The sequence below is a fragment of the Rheinheimera oceanensis genome, assembly GCF_018831085.1.
Classification (GTDB): Bacteria; Pseudomonadota; Gammaproteobacteria; order Enterobacterales; family Alteromonadaceae; genus Alishewanella; species Alishewanella oceanensis.
In genome coordinates this window covers 216,035-237,567 of record NZ_JAGPNM010000001.1, presented here as the reverse complement: position 1 = coordinate 237,567, position 21,533 = coordinate 216,035, and the positions used below count along the sequence as shown (strand labels likewise).

Genomic DNA, 21,533 nt, shown 5'->3' with positions numbered 1-21,533 from the left:
AAGTAGGGCAGAGATCGGTTTACCCACGTCAACGCGCCGTAAACCCATCCGTGGGGGCTCGACTATAAACTTCATCCATGAAGTTTATCCTGCGGACCAGCAGAGCTGTTCAAATTCGCTCCCGGCGAATTTGTCAGTCTCCATGCCTTCAACGGTTGACTTAGAGTCAACCGATCGCTGTCTGTTCATAATGAGTTGGCAGAATCGCTATAAAAGCCTTTGCCGGGTGGTGATATAACCGGCGTAGAAAATAACCAATACACCGGCAAACCAGGCCATGGTTACCGGCTCCTGCCAGAACAGATAACCAAATAAACCGGCGAAAATCACGCTGCTGTATGTCCACATACCAATATCACTGGCTGGTGCCACGGCGTAGGCCCGGGTCATTGCCAGTTGGCCAATTGCCGCCAGCACGCCCATACCAATAAATGCCAGCCATACCTCGTTATTCAGTGGCTGCCAGTAAAATGGCAGCGGTACAGCTGATAAAATGGCGGTAAGCAGGGAAAAGTAAAACACAATACGCACTGCAGGCTCGGTATCAGACATATAACGGATAGTGGTTTTGGTAACCGCGACTAATACCGCAGATATCAGCGCTACCAGCATAATAACATCAACAGTGCCTGCGGTGCCGGGTAGCGCCAGCATGACACCAATAAAGCCCAGTGCTATAGCAAACAGTGTCAGGCGGCTGGGGCGCTCTTTTAACCAGAACCTGGCAATAATGGGTACAATAAAGGGCGAGAGCAATAATACCAGCATGCCCTGCGCCAGTGGCAAGCGCGCCAGCACATAGAAAAAGCAGTACATTGAGATAAGCCCGGTTAAGGCGCGGCTAAGGTGCAGGTACCAGCGTTGGGTTTTTAACAGACGAAAACCGTGTTTGTACAAAAATGGCAACATTAGCAGCAAGGCGAAAAAGTTGCGGAAAAACACCACCTGCACTTCTGACGCGGTGCCGCTGGTAAATTTAACTACAGCGCCAATACCAGCGAAGCAGGCTTCGGCCAGCAGCAGTAGTAAGGCTCCTTTGGCTAACGGCGACAATATTACAGCCTGCAGCGTGGGTAATAAGGCTGCTTAGTATATCAGAGCCGGTAGCCGCATTAGCTGCTGCCGGCAAAATATATCGCAGTACAGCAGCGGCCTGGCGCTTGTTACAGTTCGGTTTGTAAAAATGCCGGAATATCAGCTGCGCTCATGGGTTTAGCGAATAAATACCCCTGGATCAGGTAGCACTGGCGGCGGTTGAAAAATGCCAGTTGCTGCTCGGTTTCCACGCCTTCTGCTACACAGTACATGCCCAGGCTATTGGCCATACTGAGCATGGCTTCAATAATGGTTTCATCGCTGCTGTCAATGCCGATATCCTGTACAAAGCTGCGGTCAATTTTAATACCGTCAATTGGCAGTTCTTTCAGATATTTCAGTGACGAGTAGCCGGTACCAAAGTCATCCAGTGCCAGTTGTACACCCAGCTCGCTAAGCGCCAGCATGGTATCAATAGCACTTTGATGGTCGCGCATCAGCGCGCTTTCGGTAACTTCAAACCGCAGGCAACTGGCCGGGATCTGATATTTCTGCAACAGAAACCGGGTATGTTCTACCAGTGCCGGTTGTTCCAGATGCTGGGTAGATAAGTTGACTGACAAATACAGCTGATAGCCATCCTGATGCCACTGTTGTAAGTCGCTCAGGGCCCGCTCCAGTAACTGATGTGTCATATTAATAATAAGCCGCAGTTCTTCAGCCAACGGAATAAACTCGGCAGGAGAAATTAACCCTTCGCTGCTTTGCCAGCGGATCAACACTTCTGCCCCCACCACCTGGCGGGTTTGGCTATTAACGATGGGCTGATAAAAGTTAATAAACTCATCTTGTTGCAATGCTTTGCGTAAGCGGGTTTCCCGTGCCAGCCGCATATGGGCTTTTTCGTTCATTTCGGCGGTAAAAAACTGGAAGTTATTACGTCCGGCTTCTTTGGCATGGTACATCGCCACATCAGCGTGCTTTAACAGCTCGATAGCGTTGATGGCGTCGTCAGGGTATATCGCAATACCAACACTGGGGGATACGCCAACGGTATGAGTACCTAACTGCATCGGCTCACTGACAACGGTTAGCATCTTACGGGCAACATGGCTGATATTATCGGTGGTTTTATAGCCTTCAAGCAGCACAATAAACTCGTCGCCGCCTAAGCGGGCTACGGTATCGCTGTCTCGTAGCGTCAGGGTTAAACGCCGGGCGACTTCTTTTAATAGTAAATCGCCGACATCATGGCCAAGTGAGTCATTAATTTGCTTAAATTTGTCCAGATCAATAAAACATAGTGCCAGTGATCTTTTATCACGTTTGGCCTGATCAATACCGTGGTAGATACGGTCCATTAATAGGGCCCGGTTGGGCAGGCCGGTCAGGGCATCATAATTGGCCAGGTAGCGCAGTTCATCTTCGGCTATTTTCTGCGCGGTAATATCGGTAAACACCAGCACGAAAAAAGCCAGTTCCTGCTGTTCGCCAATGGCACTGATGTTGATCAGCGTAGGGCGTTCACGGCCATCCGGCGTGATAACCAGCTCTTCGCCCTGCCAGTGCTGGCCTGGCCTCATTTCTTTTAACAGTTTGGTGTAAAACCGCCGCCGTACCAGGCTAATACCCAGATGGTGGGTACGGGGTTGGTCCAGGTATTGCTCTACACTGCCAAAAGCATCGGCAAAAGACTGATTTGCCGCAATGACCCGCTGCCTGTCGTCCAGAATAACCACCCAGTCGCGGGTTTGCTGGAAAGCTTCACCAAATAGCCGGGCTTTTTCCTGATTGGCGCGGGTTTCAGTGATGTTGCTAAAGGTACCTATTACTTTGCTTACGCTGTTGTCGGTGTTATGTTCAGTCGCTTTACCCAGATCGCGAAACCATAGCCAGTTACCACTTTGGTGTTGCATACGGTAGGTAAAATCAAAACCTTGCTCCGGTTGTTGTAAAAAGCGGGCCCATTGGGTGCAAAAGCCTTCTCTGTCGTCAGGGTGGATCAGTGTCTGGTGCTGCTGCAGTGTCAGCGGGTTCATGCTTTCATTGTAGCCGAGCATAGTATGAATGCGGGACGCAAACAGCAGGTTAGTGTCGGCTTGCCACTCCCAGGCCCCGCTGTTTACTGATGCCAAAGCTTGTTTTAAGCGTTGCTCACTTTGCAGGGCTTTAGTATGTATGCTGCGTAGCAGCGCATGTTGATGGCGGCGTAGCCGGTAAACTTTATACAACAATAGTGTCAGTAGGGCAGCGTAGCTTAGCAATGCCCAGCCGGATAACCAGAACGCGGGTTTTATGTGTAAATGAATTTTTGCCGGTGCGCTTTCAGCGCCGCTTTCGGGCGAAATAGCCACTACGTTAAAGGTGTAATCGCCACTGCTTAGCTGCGGAAAAATAACGCTGTTGCCGCGCTGTGGCGGGTAATGGATATTTTGTTTGCCTTCCAGCCAGTAGCGATAACGCATTTTGTGTTGGTTGCTGAAGTTCATCGCGCTAAATTGCAGTGTGATACCAAGATCTTTATGCGACAGCGTAAAATGCCGCTCATTTAAATTGGTATTAACCGGCTGAAAATTGCCAGACAGCAAACTTAGGCTGGTTATAATAACGCTTGGCTCGCCGCTTTGTTCCTGCAGCCTTGCCGGGTTTACCAGTGTTACACCGCGCATACTGCCAAAGGCAAGCCGGCCATCGGCAAGTGTGGTTACTGCGCCGCTATTATATTCATGGGTATAAATACCGTCATCGCGGGTGAAAAACTCAATTTGCAGAGTATCGGTATCAAGCCGGGCCAGACCATAATGGCTGGCAAACCAGATATCGTCATGCTTATCCAATTGCAGGTTATAAACCGCATCGGATAACAAGGTGTCGTCTACACTGTAAAAGTGCGCCAACTCCAGTGTGTCTGCGGCAAAACCCAGCAAGCCTATGCCTGACATGCTTATCCACAACCGGCCTTGTTTATCCTGCAGCATAGAATTGGCAATACGGCCCAGCATTGGTTGGTAAGCCGGGGCCCGGTAGATCAGACGTTGGCTGTTAGTTTGTGGCTGCCATAACCAGATTTCGTCCGGTTTTGCTATTAATAAACCCATGCTTTTGCCGGTATAAACACCCAAAATAGCGTCACTGCTATTATTGGCAGCACCGGAGTCATTACTGATGTCTTCTATTGTGCCTGTGTCCGGCGTGTAACGCATAAGTTTGCTATCGTTAAAAAAATACCATTGCCGCTGATACTGAAAATAATGGCCGTTCCTCGCGTTTAGATAATGTTTGTCACTATCTTTGAGTTTGTCGGGCATTTGCAGCTTACCGGTGCCGGTATCAAATAATCGCAGGCCATTGGCGTTAACCAGCCACAGGTTGTTGTTATCTGCCGGGTAAATAGCGTAAATGGTGCCGTCATGCTGAATGGCCTTGGGGTCGGGGTTTACTAAATAGCTGGTGTTTGTGCCGTTGTGTAGCTGATTTTTATTCAGGCCATTGCTGGTGCCTATCCATAGTGTCTGGCTGTCGCTGGCCAACAGGCTGTAAACTACATTGCTGCTAAGCGTAGTGTTATCGTTATCGGTGCGGACAATCTGGCTAAAAGCCTGGCTGCGAGGATGCCAGTAATAGGCACCATTGTCACGTGATGCCAGCCAGTAGCCGCCGGCTTTATCGGCGACAATATCAATAATAGTATTGTCAAATAAACCCAGGCCGGCATCGCTAAAGCGCAGCACAAACTCGCTGCTTTGCTGCTGTGGATAAAAGCGGTATAGCCCGCGCTCGGTTGGGATCAGGGCGTGATCATCAACCCATTTTATCTGCCAGATATTCAGTGCTGCCAACTCAGTTTTAGCCTGATAGGGCGTTTGGTGCTGTAAATTGGCCAGCATGTCGTCAAGGTTAATGCTGTACAGGCCATCGACAGTACCTATCCATAAACGGTTATGTTTAATGCTTAGCACTTTGCTGTGCAGTTGGTCGTTTGGCACTATACTGCTGTCTAAATAGGGCAGGTACTGGTGCTGGTTGTTGCTGAGGTTAACAGCAATAACACCATTAAATGCGGCTATTAATACATAGCCCTGATAATATTCAATGTTGCGTAGCCAGCCGTTGGTATAACCCGCGTCGCGAATATCAAACAGTTTCTCCTGGCTGCCATCAGTTAACGATAAACGAAACACCGAATGATGGGTGCTTAGCAATAAAGTATCGCTGTCACTGGACACCAGCCCTGAAATAAAAATGCTGCTGGGCAGCTCGTTTTGCTGGCGTAAACTGGCCGCCAGTTCGATATAACCAGTGGTGCGGTTAAAACGGTACAGATCGCCGGTGGCGGTTGCGGCAAAAATGCTACCGTTGTTGTCTTGTAATAAACGGGTAAATGAAATTTCTTTTAAGCTGGCAAGTGTAGTCCCTACCTGCACTACCTGATTACTGTCAAAACGGTTAAGGCCACCTTCGGTGGCCAGCCAGAGAAAACCTTCGTTATCTAACAGCAAATCATTAACTGAACCCTGTGTCAGCCCTTGATCCGGTGTCAGTGGCCGTAATAATGGGGCCGCAGCTAAGTTGAACACAGCCAGCATCAGAAACAGGGCTGCAAAACGCATCAAAGGCTGCACAAAATTCACTGAAACTCCCGTTCACTGTAGCGTGATTATTTTTATTGCTGCTACATCTGCATTGTTTTGCAGAACATATACTGAGAGTGAATGGCTTGTCCAGTTTTCTGACGACGGCACAAGTTATCGTTGTTATTTCAACCAAAGCAGCGCCAATTGCACTAAGGTTACGCTTAGTGCCAGCAGCATAAAATACAGCTGGACAAAATGCACAACCCGCACGGCATTGCCAATATTCTGCCAGGCAGGTTCACGCTGACAGGGTATGCGGCTGCGTGGCAGTTTGATATTGCCATAATATGCCGGGCCGCCAAGATTGCAGTGTATGGCTATACTGCCGCAGCACAACAGTAAAAAAGACAGGTAGTTAATGTTAAGCCGTGGGACCTGACGAATTTGTTTATAGCAGCGGACGATGCCATGCTGTAACGCCAGAATAATACTACTAATTAGCATTGCCGGGGCTGCAGTTACAACGGCCAGCCAGGCAGCGGGAGCGCCAAAGTGGCGGTTTAGCGGCAGTTTACTGTTCCATTGCTGGGCCAGTTCCTGCAACAACCGGTACGCCAGTGCGGCGATGCCACCACCGGCTAAAAACCAGCAGCATACACCCAGCATCAGCCTGGTGTTGCGCAGCACCGTACTTTCCACTACGGCTTTACTTACACCCATTGCTGTCAGGCGACTGGTGTCGCGCAGCACGAGTTTTGCCGCTTGTTCTTTTGCCAGCATTAGCTGGCCGCGTTTAAGGCTGTCGCTAACGCTGAGAATATGTTTACGCTGTTGTTGCCAGTCCAGGCTGATGTATAGCAGCAGTGCATCCAGCAGTTGCGGCAGTTCTGAGAATTGATACAAGCTGTAGCATAACAGCAACGGCGGTGCCGCTGCGACCACTATTGCCAGGCTGCCGGACGTGAGCTGTTGCTGTGCTGGCCGGGCAGGATCAGGGTGTACTTTTTGTGCCAGCTGGCGGGCATAATAACGAAACAGCGTCAACGGATGGTAGGCTGAGGGTAAGCTAAACCAGTTTGCTGCCAGCACCACAGCCAGCAGCATTAAAGGCATATACCAAAGCCCTTGTGGCAGCACGTTACAGGCTTACACCGGCCAGGCTGTTAATCAGTTCAGCAACCATGGCTGAACTGTTTTTTGAAGCGACCTCCAGATAAGCTTCGAAAGATTGTGGCGATTCTTTACCGGCAATATCGCTTAAGCTTCTGATCACCACAAAAGGTGTATGCAGCATATGACATACCTGGGCAATAGCGGCGCCTTCCATTTCTACCGCCAGCATAGTGGGGAATTGCTCGCGGATAACAGCTATACGCGCCGGATCACAGATAAAGCTGTCGCCGGTAGCAATAAGCCCTTGTTTGGTTTTGCAGTAACCGAGCAAGGTAATACTTTGCTCGGCAGCGGCTACCAAAGCCGGGTGTGGCAGATAAGCGGCAGGCATTTGCGGCACCTGGCCTATTTCATAACCAAAAGCCGTAACGTCAACATCATGGTGGCGTACTTCAGTGCTGATCACCACATCGCCAACACTTAATTGCGGGTCAAAACCACCGGCTGAACCGGTATTAATAACAGCGTCTGGTTTAAAATGCTGGATCATTAGGGTTGTGGCAACCGCAGCAGCAACTTTACCGATACCGGATTGCACCAACACAACTGCAACGCCATTGAGGCGGCCGCTGTAAAATACGTAAGAGCCCAACTCGGTGGTTTTTACATCAACGATTTGCTGGCGCAACAGCGCCACTTCCGGCTCCATGGCGCCGATAATACCGATTAATTGCATACTACAGTCTCTGTCATAACAAAGGCGTTAGTATAAAACGCCGTGCTGACAAAATCCCGCTTTTCGTTATCGAAACTCTTGTTTAAACCTTCACCTAAACCTTTGCTGAGGCTTTTATCGGGCCAGCTCAATGCTGTTGGCTGCTTTATTATCTGTCAGACGGCCTTGCTGATAATCACTGATGGCCTGTTCAATTTCGGCCATAGAGTTCATCACAAAAGGGCCATACTGCACTATAGGCTCGCCAATAGGTGCTGCAGCCAGCACTAATAAACGGCAATCGTACTCGGCATACAAGGTTAGCGCAGTGCCGTTGGTTAGCACACCGGCATGGTGCTGTGGCACTTTGCGCTGCTCTTTATCATCGACCACTTGAATATCGCCGACATAGGGGTAAACAAAAGCACTGTGGGTCAGTGTGAGTTGCAGAGTTATTGTCTGCCCGGCTGTCAGGTGTAAATCATAGTATTGTGGCTCGGTGGATAAGCCTTGTATTGGCCCGCCTTGCTGTACGTCACCGCTTTGTAAAGTGCCGGCAATCACTTTGGCTGTGCCCTGAGCTAATGTTATCTGTGGGATCAGATCCGGGCTGATATCGACATAAGCTGCCGGTTTCATCTTTTCAGCTGCCGGCAGGTTTAGCCATAACTGAAAACCCTGCATTAAACCGGCATCTTGCTGCGGCATTTCTGAGTGAATAATACCCCGGCCTGCGGTCATCCATTGTACACCACCGCTTTTAAGATGGCCCTGATTACCCAGATGATCTTCATGCAGCATATGGCCCGCCAGCATATAGGTTACCGTTTCAAAGCCGCGGTGAGGGTGGGGCGGGAAACCTTTAATGTAATCTCCGGCCTGATCTGAGCCAAAAAAATCCAGCATTAGAAACGGGTCCAGCCGGGTATGCTGGTTTTGCCCCAGGCTGCGCTTAATTTTTACCCCGGCGCCATCGGATGCCTCAATTGCAGGGATCAGGCGTTGCACTGTGCGTGTGGTCATGGTGGTTTCTCCAGCAATAAAGGTTGCTATTAAAGCTTAGTGCTAATGGAAAGAAAATTACATTATTCACGATAAAGCATTCTAATAATTAGAATGTTTTCGCCCGGTGTTGGGTTCAGCCAGCGTTAAGACGCTAAGGCTAAGCTGTGCCTTAATAAAAATAAGTCTCACGTTGCAATTAAGTGTGACTCAGTGTGAGAAACCTAGGAGTATAGAATGAAAAAATCAATCGTATCTGCAAGTATCATTGCCGCTGCTTTTGCTGCCGGTGCACAGGCTAACATCAAATGGGATTATGTTGGTGCAGGTTACACTGATATCGGCCCGGATGGCCCTTATGTTGAAGCATCATACCGTCTGGACAGAAACTGGGTGCTGGACGCTGAGTTTGCCCGCGTATCGCAAGGCCCGTTTGATGCGAACATGCTGAAGGTGGGAGTAAATTACTTAACCGGCTTTAAACTGGATTTTTCACCTAATACCCAAACTTATATTCTGGCCGGTTTTCAGAATGCATCCGGTGATGCAGATGACAGCGGCGGTTATGGTGGTGTGGGGGGGCGTCACCCGTTAACACCGCAGGTAGAGTTGTATTCTGAAGCCAGTTATCACTCTATTGGCGATAATTATGGCAGTTTTGCCGGTGGTATCGCTTATCACCTGAGCCCGGACTGGGCCATTCGCAGCAATGTGGCACTAAATAGTGGCGATACGAAAAACGAATTCCGTTTTGGTGTGTCTTACCAGTTCTGATCTGCTGCTTTTTTTACTGCACAGCCGTTTAACCGAACAGCGCCTTTTGGCGCTGTTCGTGTTTTAGCAGCCAGGCTTTTTTATCCAGCCCGCCGGCATAACCGGTTAAAGTGCCATTGGCGCCTATTACACGATGGCACGGCACCACTATCGCGATAGGGTTACGGCCATTAGCTGCACCTACAGCTCTTACTGCTTTAACATTGCTGATGCCGCGCGCAATATCAGCATAGCTGCAGGTTTGGCCAAAAGGTATAGTACACAACTCTCGCCATACCTGCTGCTGAAATGCGGTTCCATTGGCTGCCAGCGGTAAGCTGAAATGGCTTAAGGTGCCGGCAAAATAAGCTCTGAGCTGCTGCGCGGCTAAGGCTGTAAGCGCAGAAGGTTGCTCTGTTGTCTGCGGTGCGGCAACAAAGCGGATGGCACTGATACCGTTGGCGGTTGCTAAAATCTGTACCGGCCCCAGCGGGCTGTCGATATATTGGCTAAACATATTATTCTCCGGGACTAAACCATAACTGAAAGGTGGCGTAGCTACGCCACGGTGCCAGGTTACTGGTATCAATAGCAGTATCGCCGTTGCGGGCCAGTGCTTTTTGTACACCAAGATCACCCGCCAGCCAGATATCACTGGCTGATAAACCGCGCAGGCGGGCGTAGTTTACCGTCCAGGGGCCGATACCTTTAATGCTAAGCCACTGCTGCGGTGATGCATCTGGTGTTGCCATAACAAAGTGTGCCAGAGCTTTGAGCGTGTCACGACGCGCTTGTGGTACTTTTATCATGTCCAGGCTGCTTTGTGCTACGGCCTGTGGAGTAGGGAACAATTTTTTGTCACCGGCCACCGGCTCAGCCAACGCCTGTACCAAACGATTAAGCTGGGTACGGGCACCGGCCACACTGACTTGCTGCCCCAATATAGCCCTGACACCCGCTTCCCAGCTGCACCATAAGCCGGGAATACGCAGGCCGCTGATTATGCCCCGGCTAAATAAAGCATGCTGCTGCAGCTGATGTTCTATCTGCAACATATTGGCATCCAGATCCAGCAGGCGGCGTAGTTGCTGCACCAGGCCAAACAAGCCCTGCTTACCGGGCCAGTGCAGGCTCAGCTGCAGGCTGCTGTCCGTTTTCGGCGTTACTTCAAACCAGCCTGCGCTCTGCTGATAGCTGAACGTGCGGCCATAGCTTTGCTGATGTACCCAATCAATACCGTCCAGCGTACGCGCCTGCCAGAATTGCAGCATAGTGTGCCAGGCCAGTGGCGGGCGGTAACTCAGTTCTAACCGGATCACGTCAGGCAAAGTGTTGTCACGGTGCCGGCGGATGGCGCCGGGGCTAAGTTGAAGTTGTTGTTTAAAAGCGTCATTAAAGCGCCGGACACTGTTAAAACCAGCCTGATAAGCAATGGCACTGACAGGCAGTGCCGTTTCATGCAGCAGTTTTTTAGCAAATAACACTTGCTGGGTAATAGCATAGTGTTTGGGCGCCAACCCCAGTTGCTGCTGAAACATTTTGCGTAAGTAACGCTCACTGATACCAAGCCGCTCTGCCAGTTGTGTCTGGTTTTGTTGTTGTAAGGCGCCTGCATCAATAAGTTTTAAGGCACGTTGCAAGGTTGTGTCTGTTCCCTGCCAGGCAGCAGAGCCCGGTGCACTGTCTGGCCGGCAACGCAAACACGGCCGGTAACCGGCGGCACAGGCCGCGGCAGATGAAAAGTAATAACTCACCTGCGTCTCGGCCGGTGCTTTTGCCGGGCAAACAGGGCGGCAGTATATACCGGTACTTTTTACTGCAGTAAAAAACAGGCCATCAAAGCGGGCATCTCTTGCCAGGCGTGCCTGTTGGCAGATATCGGTACTTAACATAACGTGGTCCGGTTTACGGATAATGGCCAGAGTATATCAGGCAATAACGGTGGCGTTAGCCGGATCCGGCACTCAATAGTAAAGATGTGTTACTTCATTATTTGTGTTGTTGCTAAGCTTAAAAGCAACGCTTAGTATCAACAGATTGCTGCAGGCCCGCTTGGCCATAACGAACAGGAGTTCCTATGCTAGAGCATTTTTTTATTCAGCTGAGTACTGAACCCGACAGTATCAGTTTCGAGCAAAGTATTGCGCTTATTGATGCGTTATATCAATTTACGCCGGTAGCGTTTAAAAATGGCGACTTGCATAACGCTGCCGGTGAAAATAACGGTTCGTGCAAAATATTGGCTTTTGGTTTGCTGCACCAGTTATCGGCACCGCAAACATTATTTTTATTTGGCGATTACTACCGCACTGTATTGGATACTCCTAAAGGCAGCGATCATCAGAATATCCGTAATTTTATCCGTACCGGCTGGGATGGTGTGGCCTTTGCAGCGCCTGCATTAAGCGCTAAAGTAGAATAAGCAGGTTTCTCACTAATGTTTCTGCACTGTATGTTTTTCCCATCATAGATGCCGGTTTAACATATGATTAAGTTTATAAAGGTCTACAAGTGCCTCCGTAGCTTTAACCGCCGGTTTCACCCCCCCGGAAACACCCTTGTACTGAGAAAGTCGATCAAGGCCCGTACTTTGGGTGACGGATGTTTACTTGCTGGCCACAAGATATGAAATACGCCGGTATGTTGTAGGTGGTCGACCAGAATAGGCTGTAGTAGCCCTTTGCCGAGTGGTTCACGGATAGCAAAATCCGGCAGATAGGCAATGCCTAAGCCCTGTAACGCGAAACACAGACGAGTTTCTATGTTATTGCAAATCATGGCGATGGGGACTTGCAGTTTGGGTTGAGTTGCTTGTTGTTTTAGCGCCCAGGTTTCCAGCTTGCCACTGTTGGGGAAACGGAAATGCAAACAGCGGTGTTGTAACAGATCTGCCGGAGTTTGCGGTATGCCCCGTTGTGCCAGATAAGCAGGCGAAGCTACTAACATCATCTGAAAGTTCCCCAGGCGCCGTGCTGACAAGCGTGAGTCTTTTGGCTCGCCGGTGCGCACTACCGCATCAAAGCCTTCTTCAATAACGTCCACCATGCGGTCGGTAAAATCCAGATCCAGTTCAATATCCGGGTATGTACGCATAAACTCACCCAACACGGGTAATACCAATGAACTGACCAGCGGCAGGCTTACTCGCAGACGGCCGCGAGGCATACCTGTAGCCTGCGATAGCTCCAGTTCTGCCGCTTCTATCTCGGCTAAAATACGCCGGCTACGTTCCAGAAATAGCATCCCCTCGGCGGTTAGTGTGACACTGCGGGTACTGCGGTGAAACAGGCGCACCCCCAGTTTTTCTTCCAGCCGTACCACGCTCTTACCTACGGCGGAGGCTGAGATGCCCAGCTCGCGGCCAGCACCAACGAAACTGCGCTGTTCGGCTACCTGCACAAATACCATAAAGCCATGCAAACTATCCACGTTATCTCCAGTTTATAGTGTTAATTGCGGACTAAAAGCTCCGCTAATAAAGGAACTATATCTTACTTTTTCTTTAATCCCACGATTTATATGATCTGGAGGAAATCACTCAAGTAAGGACTTTACCGTGACAACTGTTGTATTTACACCACCCCATGTGCAAAAACGCTTACCACTGGCAGCGCTATTGGCTCTGGCCCTGGCGGGCTTTATTACAATATTAACTGAGGCGTTACCTGCTGGTTTATTGCCACAAATCAGTGCCGGGCTAGGTGTTTCAGAAGCACTTGCCGGCCAGCTTGTAACTGTTTATGCCCTTGGCTCGCTGCTGGCGGCTATTCCGTTAATAGCCATTACGCAAAGTATACGACGGCGTTCTTTGCTGCTGCTCGCTATCATCGGTTTTGTTATAGCCAATACGGTTACAACCTTTTCTACCAGTTACACACTGACGATAGTTGCACGCTTTTTGGCAGGTGTAGCGGCTGGTTTACTGTGGGCCTTACTGGCAGGTTATGCCAGCCGCATGGTGCCTGAGCATCTGAAAGGGCGTGCTATCGCAATAGCAATGGTTGGTACGCCGTTGGCGCTGTCGATAGGCGTTCCGGCCGGAACCTTACTAGGCAATCTGGCTGGATGGCGTGTCTGTTTTGGTATTATGAGTCTGTTAGCGCTTATGCTGATTGTTTGGGTTCGGCTGAAAGTGCCGGACTTTGCCGGTCAGGCCACCGGTAAACGACTGTCACTTGGCCGGGTATTTACACTACCAGGTATTCGCCCTGTGTTGTTTGTGGTACTGGCCTTTGTGCTCGCACACAATATTCTCTACACCTACATTACCGCATTTCTGGCGGATGCCGGAATGGCTGAACGAATCGATCTGGTTTTGCTGGTATTCGGTATTACTGCATTGCTTGGTATCTGGATTATTGGCGTGTTGGTTGATCGCTATCTGCAGGCACTGACCATTGCCAGCATAGCCCTGTTTGCCTTGGCTGCACTGGTGCTGGGCCTTGCTGGCGATGTACCCGTGGCAGTTTATAGCGCAGTGGCTGTCTGGGGGCTGGCATTTGGTGGTGCAGCAACCTTGTTTCAAACGGGACTCGCTAAGGCGGCCGGAGCGGCCGCCGATGTTGCCCAGTCCATGCTGGTTACTGCCTGGAATCTGGCTATCGCAGGTGGTGGCATAGTCGGTGGTGTATTGCTGAGTAGCTTTGGTTCTGGTTCTTTCTCGCTTACCTTGCTGGTGTTGCTTGCTGGATCGTTTATTGTTGTGTGGTGTGCTAGAGACTAGTTAATAGGTAAAAGCATGCAAAATGCCGGTTAGCGTAACTGACCGGCATTGATGTAAGGCGGTTTTGTCAGGCCGCGTCTTTTTCTTTGGTGGCTGCTTTTATATTGTCAGCGTGTGGCAGCTCGTGCGGTGGTAAATCTTTATTACCCTGCTTTAAGAAATGATCCATCCAGCGCATCAGGCGCATACCGTAATCCAGCTGGGCTGCAGCTTTCTGGTTGCCGTGGCCTTCGCCCGGATACAGCACTAAGCGTACCGGCACTTTACCGTGGGTTTTTAAGTAGCGGTACAACTCCATTGACTGGCTGGGGTGTACACGGGTGTCTTCTTTACCGTGCATAATCAAAATGGGGGTTTTGGCCTGTTCTGCATGGTAAATCGGGCTGCGCTCTAAGTACCATTGCCATTTTTGCCACGGGTAACTGCGGGCATGTACTAAGTGCATTTCATTGGCGATATCAGTGGTGCCAAATTTAGACAAGTTATTACTGATCCCAACAAACATCACGCTGGCAGCAAAGTGTTCGGTTTGCTTGGTGGCGGCCCACGCCGACGCATAACCCCCGTATGAGCCCCCGGTAATTCCCACTTTGGCGCTATCAACCAGCCCCTGCGCAACCAGATAATTTTTGGCATCGACTAAATCATCAAATTCTTTGCCGGCATAATCATTTTGCCCCAGCTTGGAAAAGGCCACACCCCGGCCGGTACTGCCGCGATAGTTAGGGAAAAACTGCATATAACCTTCACTGGCGGCCAGTTTAACCGGGCTGGCGTAGCGGTCGAGCCAACCGTTTGACATATGGGCTTCCGGCCCGCCATGCACTACCATGATCAGTGGGTAACGCTGGCCTTGCTGATAATTCAGCGGATACACCAGAATGCCTTCCAGCTCAACACCGTCGCTGGCGGTATGTCTGATGGTCTCCTGTTTTGGCATGCTAATGTCGGCCAGCCAGGGGTTAGAGTTTGTTTGCCGGTTAAGCTTGTTGCCACTGAGGCGGTAAACTTCACCCGGATGAGCGGCAGTATTAACAAGCAATACGCTGTGCTTGGCGCTGACCGGCTGTGCTACACGGGTAATAATGCCTGAGCCGGGTTTTACCAGCTGGCTGGTTTTGCCACTGCGTACATTTACCGCGCCCAGTTCTGCTTCGGTACCAATATGGCCAACATAAAGCAGTTCGTTATTACTGCGCCAGGCAATATCCTGTACGTGGCCTGCATAGTCGGGCAGCAGCTCGCTCAGGCGGGCACTTTTTACATCAGCCAGCATTAAACGCCCGGCTGAAGGGTCGTGGATATCTTCGCTGCCAATAAGCGCCAGTTTACTGCCATCCGGTGACAGTTCGGCTTTGTCCAGCTTACCGACAGTGGCAAAACGTTGTTGCACCTTGCCGCTAAAATCGAGCAACTGATACTGGCTGGCCATGTAGTTATCGTCAATCAGTGCGGTGGGCGCTACACGCACCAGCAGCTGCTGTTGTTTTGGTGCAAAGGCCACCGACAATACATTGCCATCAATTGCCACTGTCTCGGCTTTTAACGGCCGTTGCTGCAGTTGTGCCAGCCACAGTTGGGTATTAATTAAATCTTCTTCATAGACTTCGGCTTTAAAACCTTTCTTTTTTAAGTCAGCCAGGTTCTTTGCTTCAGCCGGCTTTGCCAGCATAGCCAGATATTTGCCATCGGCACTGATATCGTAACTGCTGATATTATTTGGCAGGCTCAGTACTTTTTGTGCTTCGCCACCACTAACCGCTATGCGGTACAGGCTGGTAAATTTGTCATCGCCTCTTTTGGCAGTGAAATACAGCTGTGTATTGTCGGCGCTGAACTTAATATTACCCACCCGGCCGTCGCCGGTGACAAAGGGAGTTTCGTTGCCGTTTTTATCGAGCAAAAATAATTCATGGTGGCTTGCGCCATCGTTCTCGCTATAGGGGTTGCGCGGCCGGTTACGGATAAACGCGGTGTAGTTGCCGTCGTTACTTACAACCAGTTGAGTGACATGCTGTATGCCTACGGTTTGTTCCAGCGTAATAGGTTTGGCGGCAACAGCTGTGCAGGCCAATGCCAGCAGTAGTGTGATGCTCCCGGTAAGGTTTCGCATTCTTCCTCCATGCGTTTTAGGGTGTGTTTGGCCGCAACATAACAGCATAAAATCTGCCGAAGCTCTAGTTTCTATTGTCGGATTGCCGCAGTATTGCGGCAGAACAACGGCTACAGCTTTGTTAAGCGGTAGCGCTGTGATATGTTTGCGCAAAAAGCGGTGTTACAAAGCCGCAGCTAATTACTAACTATCTTTCAGGGTATCCGATGCAAGAATCCAGCGTAATTATCACTAACGATGCAGTGGTACTTGGTTTAATGGCCACCATTTTGGGCGCCGTGTTTTATACCAGCCATAGCGATAACCGCTTCTTTAAAGCTTTCTACAAATATGTACCGGCACTGTTGTTGTGTTATTTCATCCCTTCACTATTTAACAGCTTTGGTGTGATTGACGGCGAAGGCTCATCACTTTACAAAATGGCGTCACGCTATTTGCTGCCGGCCAGCCTGGTGTTGTTAACTCTGAGCGTTGATTTTAAAGCTATTCTTGGCCTTGGCCCTAAAGCGCTGATTATGTTTTTAACCGGTACTCTGGGTATTGTAATTGGCGGGCCTATTGCCCTGATGAGTGTCGGCTACTTTTTTCCGCAGGAACTGGGTGGCGATATCTGGCGTGGCATGACAACCATTGCCGGCAGCTGGATTGGCGGTGGTGCGAATCAGGCTGCGATGAAGGAAGTGTTTAATGTTGATGGCAATATTTTTTCTGTCATGATCACAGTGGATGTGCTGGTGGCGAATGTCTGGATGGCAGTATTGTTGTTTATTGCCAGCCGGGCCGAGTTTTTTGATCGTAAAAACGGCGCTGATACCCGTGGTATTATGAATCTGCGGCAAAAAATTGAGCAATATCAGGCACAAAATGCCCGTATTCCTAATTTAAACGACATTATGCTGATTGTTGCAGTGGCGTTTGGGGTTACCGGGTTGTCTCATGCTCTGGCTGATATTATTGCCCCCTGGATTGAGCAGGTAGCGCCGCAACTGGCAATGTACAGCTTAACCAGCACTTTCTTCTGGCTGGTCGTTATTGCCACAACAGTGGGGCTGTATTTGTCTACTACCCGGGTGCGCAAACTGGAAGCGGTAGGTGCATCAAAGGTAGGTTCGGCATTTCTGTATATCCTGGTCGCTACCATAGGTATGCATATGGATGTTACGGCGATTTTTAGCAATAAACTGATGTTTTTAGTTGGCATAATCTGGATGTTAGTACACGCCGTGTTGTTGCTGGTTGTTGCCCGCCTGATAAAAGCACCGATGTTTTATATGGCGGTGGGTAGCCAGGCTAATGTTGGTGGTGCGGCGTCAGCACCGGTTGTTGCGGCAGCGTTTCATCCATCTTTAGCGCCTGTAGGTGTTTTACTGGCGGTGCTGGGTTATGGCCTTGGTACCTATGGTGCTTATATTTGTGGCCTGATCATGCAGCAGGTTGCACCGTAATATAAAACAGCCATGCAATAACCGGAAAGGGAGTTTTACCAGTGAGTAACCACATTAAAATCGAGCCTGGCCATTGGGTGCTAATTATTTTCTTATTACTGGCGCTGTATGCCAGTTATCTGTTGATAGCTCCCTTTATTGGTCCGGTAGTGCTGGCATTTGTCCTATCGTTACTGTGTTTTCCGGTGCATCAGCGTATTGTGCGTAAGTTTCCTGACAAACCTAACCTGGCATCAACCATTACCTGCTCCTTGTTGGTGGTAGTGATCCTGGTGCCGGCTGCTGTGGTGCTAATGGCGATAGTTCAGCAAAGTATTACGTTTGCAAAACAAAGTTACCAATGGGTTGAAAAGGGCGGCGCTGAACAGTTGTTGCAGCAGCCATTTATTAAGCATGGCATCGAAAGAATAAACAACTTTTTACCGGTTGGTGATTTCACCATCAGGGACATTATTGACCGGCTAACCGAGTTTGCCTCGGGCTTTAGTAAAGAGCTGCTGGATTTAAGCACTAAAGTTGTGGGTGATGTAACCGGAATAATTGTCAGTTTTTTCCTGATGTTGTTTGTGCTGTTTTTTCTGCTGCGCGACCATAAAAAAATTCTTGAAAGCTTATTCTGGATATTACCGCTGGCCCGCTCGCAGGAAGAAAAATTACTTACTGAAGCCAATACCGTTGCGCGCTCTGCTGTTATGGGAACCTTTCTGACCGCGCTGGCTCAGGGCGCTGCGGGTGGCATTGGCATGGCGATTGTTGGTATGCCAGGGTTGTTCTGGGGAACAATAATGGTGTTTGCGTCGTTGATCCCGCTGGTTGGCGCGGCGTTAATCTGGGTGCCTGCCAGTTTATATTTATTACTTACCGGCGACTGGCCCTGGGCATTATTTTTAACCTTGTGGGGCGCCATAGTTGTTGGCTCTATTGACAACTTTTTACGGCCTATTCTGATGCAGGGTACGTCTAACATGAGTACCCTGGTACTTTTCCTGTCACTTATTGGTGGTTTGCAGTTATTTGGCGTTATTGGTTTGATCTACGGCCCGATCATATTTGCCCTGACCCATGTACTGATTAAGCTTTATACCATCGAGTTTAGAGATTTTCTGGAAAAGCAGGATAAAAGCTAAGCGGGGCGCAAGCCCGCTTATTACATCTGTTCAACTAATGTCGGTAGATAATTTTTACCGGCTGGTTACCTAAAAATACCTCTATTGCTGCCTGCGTGGCGGCATCCACCACACCGACACTGTTATCCATAATGATGGCAAAGCGGCCAAAACCTTGCTCAAAAGAGTACTGTAGGTCATTTAAATTGCATAGTTTGCCACAGCAGGGCAATGCCAGCTGTTGCATGGCAAAGCTGTTGTTTTCAGCATTGTAGTCTGCGTCCATCAGGCGGTGCCATTGCTCCACGCTAAGCTCTGTATGACAGGCCGGACAATGAATATGTTCAAAATTGCCGCCGCAGTCGTAATAACGTACTTCGTCTGTGCAGGTAACCTCTATATGTTCTGCCGCCGGAAAAAGCGCTGCGATAAATGCCTTAGTGGCAGCAATAATGTCTGCGTTTGGCTGTTGTTGCGGATTGCACAACAGAATAATGATTTCATGCTCGCTCATCGTCGTTCCTGCAGGTTTTAATTGGCCGGTAATGGCGTACCAACAGGTAACAGCGTTAACTGCAGCGTATTGCCTTGCCGGCTTAGTGTCAGCGGTAAAGTATAGTTGGGAAAGCGCAAGCCAAATACTGCGCCTTGTTGCAACATGCTCTGCAGTTGCTCTGTTATCGCGGTGATAAAGCGGGCGCAGCCTTGCGCGTCAACTCTGCCTTCGAGTGGTAAAGCGACTCTGTCTGCCAGTGTCAGATAGGCCGCCAAACGCCAGTGTGAATTGACCCCCAGGTTGTATGTTGCACCATGCTGTTGGCCAAGATCTAAGCCACAGGCCTCCAGGACTAACTGTGCTTTGCCAGGCGCAGGCAAGTCTATTTTTTGCTGACGTTGTTGTGCCAAAAACTTGCCCCATGCCAGCCGGCGAATAGTGGCGTCCAACGAAATGGGGGGATATTTTTCTTGCTGTTTTAGCGCATTAAAACGGGCAATACCCTGCTCCAGCACTGCTATATCGTTTTCGTACTTAAGCTGCTCTTTAAGCAGCCGGTAAGCCGGAACTCTGGCTTGCTCCATTCCGGCTAAGGCTGCTTTTTCATAATACGCCAGTGCCTGTGCTTTGTCGGCTTGCTCGCCCAGGCCTTTGTCTGCCATGGTTGCCAAATGATAGTTTGCCACAGCAATATTGCGCTGTGCACCTTGCAAAAAAGCCGTCTTAGCGCCGCTATAGTCTTTCTCGTTCAGTAGCAGGGTGCCATAGTTTGTCCAGGCTGTGCCCTGATCCGCCGCCATGCCACGCTCCAGCCAGTGCACAGCTTGCTGGCGCAACTGCGCCATGTCGAATTGCTCTCTTTCACTGCCGTAACTTTGCATTGCAATTAAATAGGCGCGCAAGTATTCGCGTGATGCGTTATCCAGATATAAAATATCGTTGTCCAGTTCGTAAGCCTGGCCAAAGTAACTACCAGCCCGCTGAGCGGCTTCTATGGCGGGTGGCAGATTAAATATTGATTTAGGATCTGCCGGGCTGTGCGCCAGCCCCAGGTTGTATAACGTAGGTAATTTAAGGCCAGCAGCCAGAGCTTCGTCGAATAAACGGATCGCTTCAGCTTTTCTGCCTTTGTTCAGTGCCATATTGCCAAGGTTATGACTGGCACGGGCAGAGCCTAGCTCTCTGGCTTGCTGATAGTAGCCACTGGCTATAGTGCTATCTTGTGCAACGCCGCGTCCCAAATCGTAAGCTTTACCGAGTAAAAATAATGCTTCAGCGTTATTTTCACTGGCTTGCTGCCGGGCTTGTTGCAAGAACGCGTCATATTGTTGCTGCTCAAATAACTGCTCCAGCGCGGATATCTCCGCGTTTGCTGTGCTGCTTAGACTCAGGACAAGCAATATAGTAACAACATAAAGTGTTTTAACAGAGGCAGAAAGTAACTTCATAACATCCTTGGGTATAAGCAGGAGCACAAACGGTAGCTTTATTAAAGCTGCGTAACATAACTGCAAACTATGTTGCAGGCAAGCCCTGCTTTATGGTCTTGTTGTTATGGTTGGCGGGGTAAGTTAAAGCTGTAGCTATGCTGCGCCAATGGTGTGGCATTACCCGTTTTGTAGGTATCTACCTGCACTACGCCGTTGTTGCTCAGGCTAAATACACGAAACATGGCGGTGTGCTGTGTTTCATCCGGAATTTTTGTGCGCTCCAGTGCGGGGATATGCAGGTAGTGCACCGTGCCCAGTTGTTTTGAATGTTCAACCCGGTTCATGTCCATATGTAAATCGCCGGAGATCACAGCCGCCAGATTCGGCTGGGCAATCACCCCGGCAAAGCCCGGGTGCTGAATGCCTTTATCAGCATTTTCCGGATAAACGCCGGTTTGAGCGCCGTGCACGATTAACAGCACCGGCTTGGGTTGCAGCTGTTTTAGCTGGTTTAGCATCCAACTGATGCCGTCATCGTTAAAGTCGCGGCCGTGATCGGGCGAGGCAAATACCAGCGCCACAGTGTCAAATTCCAACACATAGCTGGGGGCGTCCAGGGTAATTTTTCCGGCATTCCAGCTGTTAGCATACTGCATAAAGCGCTCAACAGTGCTGCCATGTTCTTCATTGCCCATAATCGGGTAAAACGGCAGTGTTAGCTGCTGCAGCACCGGTGTGGCATTGTCGTACTGTATTAAGGTGCCCTTGTGGGCGATATCACCAACACCGACAACAAAATCCAGTTTGGTTTGTGTTGCCAACTGGTTTATATCAGCCACCGCCGCGGCCAGATGCGGAAATTCTGGCTCAGGCTTGGGTTCGGCATCGCCCAGTACGGCAAAGCGTAACACTATATTTTCTGGTGCTGTGACTGGCGCCTGGCCTGTTTTTGCTGTATCTGCCGGTGAGCAGGCGATAAGTAAACAACTTAGCAATAACGCCAGGCTGATAGTATTAAACAGTTTCAT

General features: G+C 49.8%; 17 protein-coding genes. 5 read left to right on the top strand and 12 right to left on the bottom strand.

Going from position 1 to position 21,533, the window contains the following annotated elements:
* Positions 1–207: 207 nt before the first annotated feature.
* The 5 genes from J3B89_RS01085 to J3B89_RS01065 form a co-directional block, all read right to left on the bottom strand.
* Positions 208–1,053: a DMT family transporter gene (locus J3B89_RS01085; protein WP_215395668.1), complete on the bottom strand. Its 846-nt coding sequence runs from the start codon at positions 1,051–1,053 to the stop codon at positions 208–210.
* 110 nt (positions 1,054–1,163) lie between these two features.
* Positions 1,164–5,666, bottom strand: a complete 4,503-nt coding sequence (locus tag J3B89_RS01080; RefSeq protein ID WP_349814176.1) for an EAL domain-containing protein — start codon at positions 5,664–5,666, stop codon at positions 1,164–1,166.
* 123 nt (positions 5,667–5,789) lie between these two features.
* Positions 5,790–6,722 (bottom strand): cobalamin biosynthesis protein CobD/CbiB, encoded by a 933-nt coding sequence (locus J3B89_RS01075; protein ID WP_215395667.1) that lies wholly within the window; start codon positions 6,720–6,722, stop codon positions 5,790–5,792.
* A gap of 25 nt (positions 6,723–6,747) precedes the next feature.
* On the bottom strand, positions 6,748–7,458 hold the full coding sequence (gene mtnN / locus J3B89_RS01070; protein ID WP_215395666.1) for a 5'-methylthioadenosine/S-adenosylhomocysteine nucleosidase: 711 nt from the start codon (positions 7,456–7,458) through the stop codon (positions 6,748–6,750).
* 114 nt (positions 7,459–7,572) lie between these two features.
* Entirely contained in the window at positions 7,573–8,460 is an 888-nt protein-coding gene (locus tag J3B89_RS01065) for a pirin family protein (protein ID WP_215395665.1), read from the bottom strand.
* A 216-nt stretch (positions 8,461–8,676) separates the two neighbouring features.
* Here J3B89_RS01065 and J3B89_RS01060 point away from each other — a divergent pair, with 216 nt between their 5' ends.
* Positions 8,677–9,213 carry a hypothetical protein gene (locus J3B89_RS01060; RefSeq protein ID WP_215395664.1) on the top strand — a complete coding sequence of 179 codons (537 nt, stop codon included), beginning with the start codon at positions 8,677–8,679 and terminating at the stop codon, positions 9,211–9,213.
* Between the two features lie 28 nt (positions 9,214–9,241).
* On the opposite strand, the gene J3B89_RS01055 is transcribed toward J3B89_RS01060, so the two are convergent.
* Together J3B89_RS01055 and J3B89_RS01050 are read right to left on the bottom strand one after the other, a co-directional pair.
* On the bottom strand, positions 9,242–9,709 hold the full coding sequence (locus J3B89_RS01055) for a methylated-DNA--[protein]-cysteine S-methyltransferase (protein ID WP_215395663.1): 468 nt from the start codon (positions 9,707–9,709) through the stop codon (positions 9,242–9,244).
* Position 9,710: 1 nt separating this feature from the next.
* On the bottom strand, positions 9,711–11,084 hold the full coding sequence (locus tag J3B89_RS01050) for a DNA-3-methyladenine glycosylase 2 family protein (protein WP_215395662.1): 1,374 nt from the start codon (positions 11,082–11,084) through the stop codon (positions 9,711–9,713).
* 185 nt (positions 11,085–11,269) lie between these two features.
* On the opposite strand from J3B89_RS01050, the gene J3B89_RS01045 reads away from it, so the two are divergent.
* Positions 11,270–11,614, top strand: coding sequence for a HopJ type III effector protein (locus J3B89_RS01045; protein ID WP_215395661.1), 345 nt, complete (start codon positions 11,270–11,272; stop codon positions 11,612–11,614).
* A gap of 116 nt (positions 11,615–11,730) precedes the next feature.
* Here the strand turns inward: J3B89_RS01045 and J3B89_RS01040 are convergent, their stop codons facing one another.
* Positions 11,731–12,621 carry a LysR family transcriptional regulator gene (locus tag J3B89_RS01040; protein ID WP_215395660.1) on the bottom strand — a complete coding sequence of 297 codons (891 nt, stop codon included), beginning with the start codon at positions 12,619–12,621 and terminating at the stop codon, positions 11,731–11,733.
* A 127-nt stretch (positions 12,622–12,748) separates the two neighbouring features.
* Between J3B89_RS01040 and J3B89_RS01035 the strand changes: the two genes are divergently transcribed.
* Positions 12,749–13,915 (top strand): MFS transporter, encoded by a 1,167-nt coding sequence (locus tag J3B89_RS01035; RefSeq protein ID WP_215395659.1) that lies wholly within the window; start codon positions 12,749–12,751, stop codon positions 13,913–13,915.
* A 67-nt stretch (positions 13,916–13,982) separates the two neighbouring features.
* Here the strand turns inward: J3B89_RS01035 and J3B89_RS01030 are convergent, their stop codons facing one another.
* Entirely contained in the window at positions 13,983–16,028 is a 2,046-nt protein-coding gene (locus J3B89_RS01030; protein ID WP_215395658.1) for an alpha/beta hydrolase family protein, read from the bottom strand.
* A gap of 206 nt (positions 16,029–16,234) precedes the next feature.
* Between J3B89_RS01030 and J3B89_RS01025 the strand changes: the two genes are divergently transcribed.
* Together J3B89_RS01025 and J3B89_RS01020 are read left to right on the top strand one after the other, a co-directional pair.
* Entirely contained in the window at positions 16,235–17,473 is a 1,239-nt protein-coding gene (locus J3B89_RS01025; RefSeq protein WP_215395657.1) for a DUF819 family protein, read from the top strand.
* 41 nt (positions 17,474–17,514) lie between these two features.
* Positions 17,515–18,600 carry an AI-2E family transporter gene (locus J3B89_RS01020; RefSeq protein ID WP_215395656.1) on the top strand — a complete coding sequence of 362 codons (1,086 nt, stop codon included), beginning with the start codon at positions 17,515–17,517 and terminating at the stop codon, positions 18,598–18,600.
* 34 nt (positions 18,601–18,634) lie between these two features.
* Here the strand turns inward: J3B89_RS01020 and J3B89_RS01015 are convergent, their stop codons facing one another.
* From J3B89_RS01015 to J3B89_RS01005, 3 genes are all read right to left on the bottom strand, one after another.
* A complete protein-coding gene (locus tag J3B89_RS01015; RefSeq protein ID WP_215395655.1) occupies positions 18,635–19,093 on the bottom strand; it encodes a hypothetical protein in 459 nt (152 codons plus the stop codon).
* A 17-nt stretch (positions 19,094–19,110) separates the two neighbouring features.
* Positions 19,111–20,523, bottom strand: a complete 1,413-nt coding sequence (locus J3B89_RS01010) for a tetratricopeptide repeat protein (protein ID WP_215395654.1) — start codon at positions 20,521–20,523, stop codon at positions 19,111–19,113.
* Between the two features lie 104 nt (positions 20,524–20,627).
* On the bottom strand, positions 20,628–21,533 hold the full coding sequence (locus tag J3B89_RS01005; protein WP_215395653.1) for a metallophosphoesterase family protein: 906 nt from the start codon (positions 21,531–21,533) through the stop codon (positions 20,628–20,630).

What these genes read in the sequence shown, in the direction of transcription:
- J3B89_RS01075 (WP_215395667.1), bottom strand. Translation starts at nt 6,722, where the DNA reads ATGCCTTTAATGCTGCTGGCTGTGGTGCTGGCAGCAAACTGGTTTAGC.
- mtnN (WP_215395666.1), bottom strand. Translation starts at nt 7,458, where the DNA reads ATGCAATTAATCGGTATTATCGGCGCCATGGAGCCGGAAGTGGCGCTG.
- J3B89_RS01065 (WP_215395665.1), bottom strand. Translation starts at nt 8,460, where the DNA reads ATGACCACACGCACAGTGCAACGCCTGATCCCTGCAATTGAGGCATCC.
- J3B89_RS01060 (WP_215395664.1), top strand. Translation starts at nt 8,677, where the DNA reads ATGAAAAAATCAATCGTATCTGCAAGTATCATTGCCGCTGCTTTTGCT.
- J3B89_RS01055 (WP_215395663.1), bottom strand. Translation starts at nt 9,709, where the DNA reads ATGTTTAGCCAATATATCGACAGCCCGCTGGGGCCGGTACAGATTTTA.
- J3B89_RS01050 (WP_215395662.1), bottom strand. Translation starts at nt 11,084, where the DNA reads ATGTTAAGTACCGATATCTGCCAACAGGCACGCCTGGCAAGAGATGCC.
- J3B89_RS01045 (WP_215395661.1), top strand. Translation starts at nt 11,270, where the DNA reads ATGCTAGAGCATTTTTTTATTCAGCTGAGTACTGAACCCGACAGTATC.
- J3B89_RS01030 (WP_215395658.1), bottom strand. Translation starts at nt 16,028, where the DNA reads ATGCGAAACCTTACCGGGAGCATCACACTACTGCTGGCATTGGCCTGC.
- J3B89_RS01025 (WP_215395657.1), top strand. Translation starts at nt 16,235, where the DNA reads ATGCAAGAATCCAGCGTAATTATCACTAACGATGCAGTGGTACTTGGT.
- J3B89_RS01015 (WP_215395655.1), bottom strand. Translation starts at nt 19,093, where the DNA reads ATGAGCGAGCATGAAATCATTATTCTGTTGTGCAATCCGCAACAACAG.
- J3B89_RS01010 (WP_215395654.1), bottom strand. Translation starts at nt 20,523, where the DNA reads ATGAAGTTACTTTCTGCCTCTGTTAAAACACTTTATGTTGTTACTATA.
- J3B89_RS01005 (WP_215395653.1), bottom strand. Translation starts at nt 21,533, where the DNA reads ATGAAACTGTTTAATACTATCAGCCTGGCGTTATTGCTAAGTTGTTTA.